The organism is Microbacterium sp. zg.Y909, assembly GCF_024626565.1.
The window spans coordinates 1-11,819 of record NZ_JANJFJ010000119.1 but is presented as its reverse complement, the minus strand read 5'-3'; the positions used below and the strand labels follow the sequence as shown (position 1 = coordinate 11,819).

The 11,819-nt window shown below is 69.8% G+C and carries 11 protein-coding genes; 1 reads left to right on the top strand and 10 read right to left on the bottom strand.

The features are described 5' to 3' along the window. From NQ160_RS10560 to NQ160_RS10520, 9 genes are all read right to left on the bottom strand, one after another. On the bottom strand, positions 1 to 1,574 hold a 1,574-nt coding region (locus tag NQ160_RS10560), incomplete at its 3' end, for a RelA/SpoT family protein (RefSeq protein WP_257515199.1). 66 nt (positions 1,575 to 1,640) lie between these two features. Then, positions 1,641 to 2,630, bottom strand: coding sequence for a protein translocase subunit SecF (secF, locus tag NQ160_RS10555; protein WP_257515198.1), 990 nt, complete (start codon positions 2,628 to 2,630; stop codon positions 1,641 to 1,643). Then, positions 2,630 to 4,357, bottom strand: coding sequence for a protein translocase subunit SecD (gene secD / locus NQ160_RS10550; RefSeq protein WP_257515197.1), 1,728 nt, complete (start codon positions 4,355 to 4,357; stop codon positions 2,630 to 2,632). The genes secF and secD overlap by 1 nt, the downstream gene beginning before the upstream one ends. Before the next feature lie 43 nt (positions 4,358 to 4,400). Continuing rightward, complete coding sequence (locus NQ160_RS10545; RefSeq protein ID WP_257515201.1) at positions 4,401 to 4,853, bottom strand: preprotein translocase subunit YajC; 453 nt, start codon at positions 4,851 to 4,853, stop codon at positions 4,401 to 4,403. 75 nt (positions 4,854 to 4,928) lie between these two features. Continuing rightward, positions 4,929 to 5,984: a Holliday junction branch migration DNA helicase RuvB gene (ruvB, locus tag NQ160_RS10540; protein ID WP_257515196.1), complete on the bottom strand. Its 1,056-nt coding sequence runs from the start codon at positions 5,982 to 5,984 to the stop codon at positions 4,929 to 4,931. Further along, complete coding sequence (gene ruvA / locus NQ160_RS10535; protein ID WP_257515195.1) at positions 5,977 to 6,609, bottom strand: Holliday junction branch migration protein RuvA; 633 nt, start codon at positions 6,607 to 6,609, stop codon at positions 5,977 to 5,979. Before ruvA ends, ruvB begins: the two co-directional genes overlap by 8 nt. A 106-nt stretch (positions 6,610 to 6,715) precedes the next feature. After that, positions 6,716 to 8,101: an HNH endonuclease signature motif containing protein gene (locus NQ160_RS10530; protein ID WP_257515194.1), complete on the bottom strand. Its 1,386-nt coding sequence runs from the start codon at positions 8,099 to 8,101 to the stop codon at positions 6,716 to 6,718. Positions 8,102 to 8,287: 186 nt separating this feature from the next. Then, the gene (gene ruvC, locus NQ160_RS10525) at positions 8,288 to 8,878 is read right to left on the bottom strand and encodes a crossover junction endodeoxyribonuclease RuvC (protein WP_257515193.1); all 591 of its coding nucleotides are present in this window, start codon (positions 8,876 to 8,878) and stop codon (positions 8,288 to 8,290) included. Between the two features lie 61 nt (positions 8,879 to 8,939). Next, entirely contained in the window at positions 8,940 to 9,707 is a 768-nt protein-coding gene (locus tag NQ160_RS10520) for a YebC/PmpR family DNA-binding transcriptional regulator (RefSeq protein ID WP_257515192.1), read from the bottom strand. A gap of 101 nt (positions 9,708 to 9,808) precedes the next feature. On the opposite strand from NQ160_RS10520, the gene NQ160_RS10515 reads away from it, so the two are divergent. Continuing rightward, positions 9,809 to 11,188 (top strand): pyridoxal phosphate-dependent decarboxylase family protein, encoded by a 1,380-nt coding sequence (locus NQ160_RS10515; protein ID WP_257515191.1) that lies wholly within the window; start codon positions 9,809 to 9,811, stop codon positions 11,186 to 11,188. Positions 11,189 to 11,201: 13 nt separating this feature from the next. Here NQ160_RS10515 and pdxT read toward each other — a convergent pair whose 3' ends face one another. Continuing rightward, positions 11,202 to 11,792, bottom strand: a complete 591-nt coding sequence (gene pdxT / locus NQ160_RS10510) for a pyridoxal 5'-phosphate synthase glutaminase subunit PdxT (protein ID WP_257515200.1) — start codon at positions 11,790 to 11,792, stop codon at positions 11,202 to 11,204. Between the last annotated feature and the right edge of the window lie 27 nt (positions 11,793 to 11,819).

Here is an 11,819-nt window from a genome sequence, read left to right as displayed (position 1 = left end):
CGGCGCATCGCGCGGGCGATGGCATCCTTGCCCTGCTCGATCGCCTCTTCGCGGCGCTCCTTGGTGAACCAGCCGCGGATCTTGCTGCGTGCGCGGGTGCTCTTGACGAAGCTCAGCCAATCCTGGCTGGGGCCTGCGTCAGGGTTCTTCGAGGTGAAGATCTCGACGACGTCGCCGCTCTTGAGCTCGGACTCCAGCGGCACCAGGCGCCCGTTGACCTTCGCGCCCATGGTGCGGTGGCCGACCTCGGTGTGCACGGCGTAGGCGAAGTCCACGGGGGTCGCTCCGGCGGTCAGGCCGATGACGCGCCCCTTGGGTGTGAAGACGTAGACCTCTTTGGCCCCGATCTCGAACCGCAGGGAGTCGAGGAACTCCCCCGGGTCGGCCGTCTCGGCCTGCCAGTCGGAGATGTGCGCCAGCCAGGCCATGTCGGCGTCCACCGACTTGGCGCCGGACTTGCCGCCGGCCATCTGCTCCTTGTACTTCCAGTGGGCCGCGACGCCGTACTCGGCCTGCTGGTGCATCTCGTGGGTGCGGATCTGGATCTCCACCGTGCGGCCGCCGGGACCGATGACGGTCGTGTGCAGCGACTGGTAGAGGTTGAACTTGGGCGTGGCGATGTAGTCCTTGAAGCGGCCGGGGAGCGGCGTCCAACGGGCGTGGAGGGCGCCGAGCACGGCGTAGCAGTCACGCACGGTGTTGACGAGCACGCGGATGCCGATGAGGTCGTAGATGTCGTCGAACTCGCGCCCGCGCACCACCATCTTCTGGTAGACGGAGTACAGCTGCTTGGGACGGCCCATGATGCGGCCCCGGATGCGCAGCTCCCGCAGATCGGCCTCGACCGCTTCTATGACGGACTGCACGTACTGCTCGCGCTGCGGAGTGCGCTGGGTGACCAGGCTGTCGATCTCGGCGTAGAGCTTCGGGTGCAGCACCGCGAATGAGAGGTCCTCGAGCTCGGACTTCACAGCCTGGATGCCGAGGCGGTGCGCGAGGGGCGCATAGATCTCGAGGGTCTCGGTCGCCTTCTTGGCGGCCTTCTCCGGCGGAACGAATCCCCAGGTGCGCGCGTTGTGCAGACGGTCGGCGAGCTTGATCAGCAGCACGCGGATGTCGCGGGACATCGCCACGATCATCTTTCGCACCGTCTCGGCCTGCGCGGCGTCGCCGTACTTGACCTTGTCGAGCTTGGTGACCCCGTCCACCAGCATCGCGACCTCGTCGCCGAAGTCGGCGCTCAGCTGGTCGAGCCGGTAGTCGGTGTCCTCCACCGTGTCGTGCAGCAGAGCCGCGGCGATGGCGCGCGGCCCCAGGCCGAGGTCGGCGAGGATCTGGGCGACGGCGAGCGGGTGGGTGATGTAGGGCTCACCGCTTCGCCGTTTCTGGCCCGCGTGTGCGCGGTCCGCTGCGGCGTACGCACGCTCGACGATCGACAGGTCACCCTTGGGGTGGTGGGTGCGCACCGTCCGCAACAGCTTCTCGACGTCGTCGCGGCGTGCCGCCCGCGAGAAGATGCGAGGGACGAGTCGGCGCAGCGACGATGACTGGGCGGCGGGCACGGCCTCTGTCATGCGCTCACCTCCGGTCGTCTCAACCCGTCAATTCTACGTCCGCCCGCGGTGCGGGCAGGCTGCGCCTCAGGCGTCCGTCAGGGCCAGTTCGCGAGCGGTACGCACCCGCTCGTCGCGTGCCTTGATGGCCGGTTCGTTCTCGCGCATCAGCGAGTACAGGGGTGCGGCGACGAACACGGTCGAGTACGCCGCGACGATCGTGCCGACGAAGATCGACAGCGAGATGTCGGTGAGGGTCTGCGCGCCCAGCCACAGCGCGCCGATGAAGAGGATCGCGCCGGTGGGGAGGATGGCCACGACCGTCGTGTTGATCGAACGCACCAGCGTCTGGTTCACGGCGAGGTTGACCGATTCGCCGAAGAGCCGGCCGGAGTTCTCGCCGTCCTCCGTGGTGTTCTCCCTGATCTTGTCGAACACCACCGTCGTGTCGTAGAGGGCGTAGGAGAGGATCGTGAGGAAGCCGATCACCGCCGCCGGCGAGATCTCGAAGCCGAACAGCGAGTAGATCCCGACCGTGATGATGAGCACGTCGACCAGGCCGATGATCGCGGCGACCGACATCTTCCAGGTGCGGAAGTACAGCGCGAGGATGATGAAGGTCATGGCAAGGAAGATCGCCAGGCCCCACAGCGACTGCCGGGTCACGTCGGCGCCCCAGCTGGGACCGATGAAGGACGAGGTGACCTCGGCTGGCGCGACGTCGTAGACCTCGGCCAACGCCGCAGTGACCGCCTGCGTCTCGTTAGCGGTCATCTGGTCGGTCTGCACGCGGATGGCGTCACCGCCGACGGTGGTGACCTTGGTGGTGGCGCCCTCGACGACCGATTGGACCGCGTCGGTGGCGAGGGCCTGATCGGTCTCGGCCACGTTGGACACGGTGAACTGCGACCCACCCGTGAACTCGATCGAGAACTGGATGGGGCGGAACAGCGGCACGAGGGCCGCGCCGATCACCAGGGCCGCCGCGAGGATGAACCACAGTCGCCGCTTCGGGATGAAAGGCAGCGAGAGCTTGCCGGTGTAGAGGTCGTTGCCGAAGTTGCTCATGGCGCCCATCAGCTGCTCCCCTCCTTCGTGCGGTCGGTATTGCCACCGCGACGTGCGGCTGCGAGCTCGGCCTGTTTGCGCTCGGCGATGGTCTGCCGGCGTTCGGCCTCACCCTTGGCGCGGACGGCGCGTTTGCCGGCGCCCCCCTTGGCGGGGACGATCGGCGTGCGGAACTGCGCACGCCCGCGGTAGACGGCGCCCAGCGCGGCGGGGTCCAGACCCGACAGCGGGTGACCGGATCCGAAGAAGCGGGTGCGTGCCAGAAGCTGCAGCGTCGGGTGGGTGAACAGGATGAAGATGAGCACGTCGATGACGGTCGTCAGACCCAGCGTGAAGGCGAATCCCTTCACCGTCGCGTCGGCGAGGATGTACAGCACGACAGCGGCAAGGACGTTGATCGACTTCGAGATGTAGATCGTCCGTTTCGCGCGGGACCAGCCGTCCTCGACGGCGCTGGTGATGCTCTTGCCGTCGCGCAGTTCGTCTCGGATGCGTTCGAAGTAGACGATGAACGAGTCGGCGGTGAAGCCGATCGACACGATCACGCCCGCGACGCCGGCGAGTGACAGACGGAAGCCCATGCGCCAGGCCAGGATGCACAGGGAGATGTAGGTGAGCACACCCATCACCAGCAGGGACGCGATGATGATGAAGCCCAGCGCGCGGTAGACCGCCACCGAGTACAACGCCACCAGCAGAAGGCCGATGAGTCCGGCGATGAGGCCGATCTGCAGCTGCTGGGAGCCGAGCGTCGCCGAGATCGTGCTCGAGCTCTGCACCTCGAAGCTCAGGGGCAGCGCGCCGTACTTCAGCTGGTCGGCGAGCACCTTGGCGCTCTCCTGCGTGAAGCTTCCGGTGATCTGCGGCTTGCCGTCGAGGATGACGGCGTTCATCGACGGAGCCGACAGCACGAAGCCGTCGAGGATGAACGCGAACTGGTTCAGCGGCGGGCTCTGGCCGTACAGCCGCTGGCTGATCTGACCGAACTCGCGGGTGCCCTGATCGTCGAAGACGAGGTTGACCGCCCACTGGCCGTTCTGCTGGACGATGCCGTGGCTGGCGTCCGAGATCGACGATCCGTCGAGTTCGACGGGCCCCAGCAGGTACTTGACGGTGCCGGACGGGTCGCAGGTGATCAGCGGCTGGTCCGCAGGCGCGGAAGCGGGGTCGTTCGCCGGGTCGGCGCAGTCGTAGGCGAGGTACTGCGCCTCGAGCGCCGGGGTGATCCACGCCAGGTCGCTGCCGCTGGTGGGCTCCGTGGACGGGGTCGCCTGCAGGGACGGATCGGGCTGCGGGTACGGCGTCTCGTTGCCGTCCTCACCGATGAAGGTGTTGGCGGGTGCGCCGGTGGCCAGCACCGCGCGCAGCTGCAACTGCGCGGAGGCCTCGATGCGCTCGCGCGTGGCTTCGTCTGCCTCGCCCGGGATCTGGACGACGATGTTGCGGCCGCCCTCGGTGGTGACGTCGGCCTCGCCGACGCCCGAGGCGTCGACACGCTGGCGGATGATCGTGACAGCCTGGTTCATCTGCTCGGTGCTGGGGTCGGCGCCGTCCTCGGTCTGCGCTTCGAGGATGATCTGCGTTCCGCCCTGCAGGTCGAGCGCGAGTTCCGGAACCCACGAGCTCTTGCCGAAGCCGTACACGCCGAGCGCGTTGATGCCGAACAGGAGGGCGGTGATGACCAGAAGTCCGGTCAACGCGCGCCAGGCGTGCCGGACGGGGGTGGAAGTGGCCACGTGTGGTCAGCTTTCTCGCGCGCCGCCGCAGCGGCGAGACGGATCAGGCCAGGGGCTTGGTGCCCGGGTCGGTGTCGTTCGTGCCGCCCGATGCGCGGTTGCGGTCATCGTCGACCGAGGTGATGTCGCCGTCGGCGACATCGGCGACGTACTCGTCTTCGGCTGCCTCGGACTCGATGAACTCGTCTTCGGTGACGACGCCCTCGGCCGGGTCGACGACGCGCAGGATCGCCTGGCTGTGCACCTTGATGTCGACACCCGGCGCGATTTCAACGATGGCCGGCTGGTCGAGGTTCTCGGGGTCGTAGGCCACGATCGTGCCGTAGAGGCCGCCCTGAAGGAGCACCTCGGCGCCGGGAACCGTCTGGCGCGCCTTCGCCTCCTGCTCGGCCTTCTGGCGCTGCATGCGTCGGCGCGAGCTCCAGAACATGAAGACGAGCAGAGCGCCGAGCAGCAGGATGAGGCCGTACTCGGCGAAGAAGACAGCGAATTCCATGGAGGTGAGGTCACCTTTCGGTTCGGGCATGCCGTGAGGCACCCCAGCAGAGGTTGCGGCGAAAGCCTTCAGCGATTATAGGTCATCGATGCGCAGCGCCCCTTCGGCGTGCGGAACGCGCAGGTGGGCATATGCCTCGGGGGTGGCGATGCGACCGCGGGGCGTACGCCCCATGAACCCGATGCGCACCAGATACGGCTCCACCACAGACTCGACCGTCTCGGCCTCCTCCCCCACGGTCACCGCGAGGGTGCTGAGCCCCACCGGTCCCCCGCGGAATCGTCGAACGAGCGCGTCGAGCACGGCGCGGTCGAGCCGGTCCAGCCCGATCGGGTCGACGTCGTAGAGCTCGAGCGCGGCGTTGACGTCGGCCTGCGTCGCCGCCGGCCCGCCGTTGAAGGCGCTGGCGCGCCCGCCCTGGCCGTGCACGATGACGTAGTCGCGCACGCGCCGCAGCAGGCGGTTGGCGATGCGGGGCGTGCCGCGGGAGCGCCGCGCGATCTCGGCGCGCGCATGTGCCGGAAGACCGACCCCGAGCACGAGAGCCGATCGCTCCACGACCTGTTCCAGTTCGCTCGGTTCGTAGTACTCGAGGTGCGCGGTGAACCCGAACCGGTCCCGCAGCGGATTGGGGAGCATGCCGGAGCGGGTCGTGGCGCCCACGAGGGTGAACGGCGCCAGCTCGAGGGGGATGCTCGTGGCGCCGGCACCCTTGCCCACCATGATGTCGATGCGGAAGTCCTCCATGGCGAGGTACAGCATCTCTTCGGCGGAGCGGGCCATGCGGTGGATCTCGTCGATGAAGAGCACTTCGCCGGGCGTCAGGCTGGACAGCAGCGCCGCCAGGTCGCCGGCGTGCTGGATTGCAGGCCCCGACGACAGGCGAAGCGGACGGTCGCTCTCGTGGGCGACGATCATCGCCAGCGTGGTCTTTCCCAGGCCCGGGGGCCCGGAGAGCAGGATGTGGTCGGCCGGGCGCTGCTGGATGCGCGCCGCCTCGAGCAGCAGCTGCAGCTGGCCGCGCACCTTGTGCTGCCCGACGAACTCGGCCAGCGAGCTGGGTCGCAGCGCACCTTCGACCGCCAGCTCGATCTCGTCCTGCGGCTCGGCGGGGTTCACGGTCTCATCCACCGGCGGGCTCCTTGCGGGAGGGGCCCAGCTGGGCCAGCGTCAGGCGCAGCAGCGCTGAGACGTCGCCCCGCTGGCGCTCGGATGCCGCCTCGGCCACCGGGCCGACGGCCTCCGCCGCGATCCGCTCGCTCCAGCCCAGGCCGACGAGGGCGGCCACGACCTGCGCGACGACCTTCTCGTCGGCCTTTCCCGACGCGACAGCCCCGCCCGTGCCGCCGAGCCCGAGGGCCTGCAGCTTGCCGGCGAGCTGAACCACGATGAGCTTGGCCGTCTTGGGTCCGATTCCCGACACGCGACGAAACGGCGCGTCGTCCTCTGCGGTGACCGCCTGCGCGATCTGGTCGACGGTCAGCGAAGCCAGCACGCCGAGGGCGGATTTGGGCCCCACCCCAGACACGCTGATCAGCTGGAGGAAGACGCTGAGCTCGTCGCGGGTGGCGAACCCGAACAGCGCCAGGGCGTCCTCGCGCACGACGAGGTGCGTGTGCAGCACGATCTCGTCGCCTACATGAAAGCTCCGCGACAGTTGCGGGGTCACCGCGATCGAGAACCCGACGCCGTTGACGTCGACGATCACGCTGTCGGGATCGAGGTGCAGCACGCGACCGCGTGCGGAGGAGATCATGCTCCGAGCCTACGGCCGCGTTCGGATGTTTGTTCTATCGACACGCGCCCGCGGCCGGGGTCGGCCCTGTCGGGTGCCCCGCGGCCAGGCTGTTGCCGAGGCGTTCTCAGAACGGTGGTGGGCCCTCGGCTGCGGCCAGGGCGGTGAATTCGAGCACGCGTCGCGGGATGTCGAGGTGGGTCCGCCCGGTGGGGCTGGTCCATTCCAGGATGCCGTGCAGCTTCTGGATCACGGTCCAGGCGCCGGCGTGTTTGAGGGTGTGGTGCCGGACGCAGAGGTTCGCGAGGTTGCACAACGCGGTGGGTCCGCCTCGCGCGTGGTCGAGGGTGTGGTCGTGGTCGCAGTAGTACACGGGCCTTCGGCATCCGGGGAACCGGCAGTGCTCGTCGCGGGCGTCGAGGTGCCTGCGTTGTGCGCGGTTGGGCCGGTAGGTGTCGACGTGCTGCACGGCGCCGGTGGTCGGTGAGGTGAACACCCGCTCCCAGAGGTCCGTGGTCGCGGCGAGGTGCCGGGCGGTGTCGGGGTCGATGGGCCCGTATCCGATGAGTTCGGCCGGCGCGGTGCCTTCGCCGGTGAGGGTGTCGGCGGGGATCACGATCTGCACGTGCGCGGTGATCGCCTGCCCCGCGGGGATGCTGCGGGACGAGGCGGGTGTGCTGGCGTGGCCGGTGAGCAGCAGGTCGGTGAGGACGTCGGCCCGGACCTGGTCGGCGGTGCGGGTATCGGTCGCGGCTGCGTCGGTGTCCGCTGGCTCTTCGGCCACGGGCTGCTCATCCGGGTGTGCCTGCACCGTGCCCGTGGCGTCGATGTCCGAAGGCGCGGCCGCGCCGCCGTCCTCAGGCGTGCTTGCCGCGGGCCCGCTGTCCGTCCCGTCTGCGGCCGCGGCGCGCTGGGCGGCGGCGACCTCGCGGGCGTGTTGGGTGAGCCGGTCGTGGATCGCGTACGCCAACGCCGCCGGGAGCACCGCGGCAAGTTCCGCCATCCCGTCCTCGAGATCCCGCACCCACACCCGCCGCCCGGCGGCAGCCTCGGCGTGACGCTCGGCGAGGGGTACGGGGTGCAGGTTCTGCGCGATCATCGCGATGATCGGCTTGGCCCGCCCCGGTGTCTCCCGCTCGCAGACGACCAGGGCGGCCTGTTCGAACCGGGCGCGCGCGTCGGGGTCGGTGATGCGGACCCCGGCATCCTGAATGATCCGCACGTGCGCCGTGTCGATGGCCCCCGCCCGCAACGCCGCGACGGTCGCGGCGAACCCGGTCACCAGGACGGTCGCGTCGTGCAGGCGGTCCTGGATCACACGGTCGGACCGGCGCAACACCGCGGCGACGTCGGCGGCCATCTCCCGCAACGGCATCTCCCGCTCCCGGCCCGCACTGGACGGCACCAGGGCGGTCCGCGCCGCCGCGATCGCATCCGCCCGCGCCAGCAACCCCAGCTCCTCGGCCTGCAACGCCGCGATCCGCGCCCTCGTGCGCTCCAACTCCCCCAGCACCGCACCACGCGAGCGCGTATCGCGTCTCGTCGTGGCTGGCGGTGAACTGCTCATACCCATAATTCTGCCGAGGTCCACCGACATTGACCGCGCCTAAAACCCAGGCCAAACGGCGATTGTGGACAACTTCTGCCGGCATCCGGCTGTGGAGAAACCGGCGCCTAACACCGGCCGAAAACCAAACCCTCAGCGCCGCGTCACACGCTCGGCATTCGCCCACGCCCGCTGCGCCGGCGTCAGCGTCGCCGAGCCAGAGCCAGAGCCAGAGCCAGAGGCAGAGGCCGTCAGCCCACCGCGCCAGGCATGGCAGAGAGCCAGGGCCAGCGCGTCGGCGGCATCCGCCGGCTGGGGCAACGCGTCGAGCCGCAGCACGCGCGCGACCATGGTCTGCACCTGCAGCTTGTCCGCGGCGCCGTAGCCGGTGACAGCGGCCTTCACCTCGGAGGGCGTGTGGGTCGCGGCAACCAGGCCCCGCTCCCCCGCCAGCAGCAGGGCGATGCCGCTGGCCTGCGCCGTGCCCATCACCGTGCTGCGGTTGTGCTGGGCGAAGACGCGCTCGACGGCGACGACGTCGGGCCGGTACTCATCGAGCACGGCGCGGAGCCCCGCGGCGATGGCCGCGAGACGCTGCTCGATCGGCAGCGACGGCTCGGTGCGCACGACACCGACGTGCACCAGCGACGCCGAGCGGTTGCGCGCGACGTCGACGACCCCGACGCCGCATCGGGTCAGGCCCGGGTCGACGCCGAGAACGCGGAGAGTGCCGGTGGATGCCACCCGCCTACGCTAGCCCGCGGGTGGTGGCATCCGTCCCAGGCGCTCCGTCCGGTGGGTGCGTTCAGTCGCTCTCGTCGTCGGTCTCGAGCTCGCCCTGCACCTCGGGCGTGAGGTCGAAGTTGCTGAAGACGTTCTGCACGTCGTCGCTGTCTTCGAGCGCGTCGATGAGACGGAAGACCTTGCGCGCGGTGTCGGCGTCGATCTCGACCTTGAGGTTCGGGACGAACTCCACATCGGCCGATTCGTAGTCGATGCCGGCATCCTGCAGCGCCGTGCGCACCTTGACCAGGTCGGAGGCCTCGGTGATGACTTCGAACCCCTGCCCGTGGGGCAGGATCTCCTCGGCGCCTGCGTCGAGAACGGCCAGCATGACGTCGTCCTCGGTGGTGTTCTCAGACGACACCACGATGACGCCCTTGCGGGTGAAGTTGTACGCGACGCTGCCGGGATCGGCGAGGTTGCCGCCGTTGCGCGACAGAGCCGTGCGCACCTCGGCCGCGGCGCGGTTCTTGTTGTCGGTCAGACACTCGATCATGAGTGCCACTCCGTTGGGGCCGTAGCCCTCGTACATGATCGAGGTGTACTCGACGGCTTCTCCCCCGATGCCCGCACCGCGCTTGATGGCACGGTCGATGTTGTCGTTGGGGACCGACGTCTTCTTCGCCTTCTGGACGGCGTCGTAGAGCGTCGGGTTGCCTGAGAGATCCGCACCGCCGAGCTTGGCGGCGACCTCGATGTTCTTGATGAGCTTGGCGAATGACTTGGCACGGCGACTGTCGATGACGGCCTTCTTGTGCTTCGTCGTCGCCCACTTGGAGTGGCCGGACATGCGGAACAGTCTATGGGCAGAGCCCGCGCGTGTGTACGGCGGCGACGACCACGGCAACGCTGCGCCTGGTGCGGCGCTCCGGTGCGGAGCACACTGGCGGCATGGACGAGAGGGAGCGCGCCCTGGGGGCGGCATACCGCGCGGCGCTGGCGTTCTTCGACGAGCTCGACGAACGTCCGGTGTGGCCACGCGCAGATGTGGACGACATGCTCGCCGCCTTCGGGCGGGAGCTGCCGGAGAATCCCGTCGACGCGGGTCGGGTGATCGCCGAGCTCGCCGCCCGTGCGCAGCCCGGGCTGGTGGGTATCGCGGGCGGCCGGTTCTTCGGCTTCGTCATCGGCGGCACCCTGCCGGCCGCGCTGGCCGCCGACTGGCTGGTCTCGGCGTGGGATCAGAACTCCGGTTCCAGCACCATGACGCCTGCCGTCGTCGCACTGGAGCGGATCGCCGGAGCGTGGATGTGCGAGCTGCTGGGACTCCCCCGCGATGCGTCGGTGGGCTTCGTCACCGGCGCGCAGATGGCCAACTTCGTCTGCCTGGCCGCGGCGCGTCACGCGGTGCTGCGCCGGGCCGGATGGGACCTGACGCGTGACGGTCTGCGCGGGGCGCCGCCGCTGCGGTTCGTGGTGGGTGCCGATCGCCACGGCGCCGTCGACCGTGCCCTGCGGTTCGCCGGCGTCGGCGCGGCCGAGATCGCCGTGGTCGCCTCGGACGGTGAGGGGCGGATGTTGCCGGAGGCACTCTCGGAGACCCTGCGTGCCGAAGAGGGCGCACCGGTGATCGTGTGCCTGCAGGCCGGTGAAGTGCACACGGGGGCGTTCGACCCCTTCGCGCAGCTGATCCCCCTCGCCCGCAGCCACGGCGCATGGGTGCATGTGGATGGGGCCTTCGGGCTCTGGGCGGCGGCGGCGCCCGAGCTGCGTCACCTCACCGAGAGCGTCGGCGAGGCCGACTCCTGGGCCACCGACGGGCACAAGACCCTCAACGTCCCCTACGACTGCGGCATGGCGATCGTGCGGGACCCCGCCGACTCGATAGCCCTCTTCCACGCGGGCGGCGACTACCTGATCCACTCGAGCTTGGACCCGTGGGACGTCACCCCCGAGCTTTCGCGACGGGGGCGGGGCGTGCCCGCGTGGGCTGCCCTGCGCTCCCTCGGCCGAGCGGGGGTCGCCGATCTGGTCGGGCGCCTGCACCGCAATGCGCTGCAGCTTGAGACGCGGCTGCGGGCCATCCCCGGCATCACGATCGTCAACGACGTCGTCTACACCCAGGTGATGTTCCGCCTCGACGACGATGCGGCCACCCGAGCGCTGGGGGCCGCGATCCTCGCCGACGGCACCGCTGCGCTCACCGGCGCCCAATGGCGCGGGCGCGCCGTGCTGCGCTGCTCGATGTCGAACTGGGCGACCTCGCCCGCCGACATCGACCGCACCGCCGACGCGATCGCGCGGCTGTCGCTGCCGACGGCATCCGCCTGAGGTCGGAGATCGGTCACCGCGCGTCCGCCAGCTGCAGCAGCAGCGCGTGGAAGCGATCGTCCCCTGTCACCTCAGGGTGGAACGCGGTGCCGAGGAGCCTTCCCTGACGCACCGCGACGATGCCGCCGTCGGCGAGCGCGGCCAGCACCTCGACACCCGGTCCGGCCACCGTCACTCTCGGGGCGCGGATGAACACCGCGCGCACCGGCGGGGCACCGAGCGCCTGCACGTCGAGGTCGGTCTCGAACGACTCGGCCTGGGTCCCGAACGCGTTGCGCTGCACGGTCACGTCGATGCCGCCGAAGGTCTGCTGCCCTGGTGCCGCGTCGGTGATCCGGTCGGCGAGCAGGATGAGACCGGCGCACGTGCCGTACACCGGCAGTCCCGACGCGATGCGCGCGCGCAGCGGGCCTTGCAGCCCGAAGGTGCGCGACAGCTTGTCGATGACGCTCGACTCGCCTCCGGGAATCACGAGGGCATCGACGGATGCCAGATCGGCGGGCGTCCGCACCGGCACCGCATCGGCGCCCAGCCGGCTCAGCACGCGCAGGTGCTCGCGCACGTCCCCCTGCAGGGCCAGGACTCCGGCACGCCGTGCCGACATGACTACCAGCCGCGGTCCGCGAGGCGG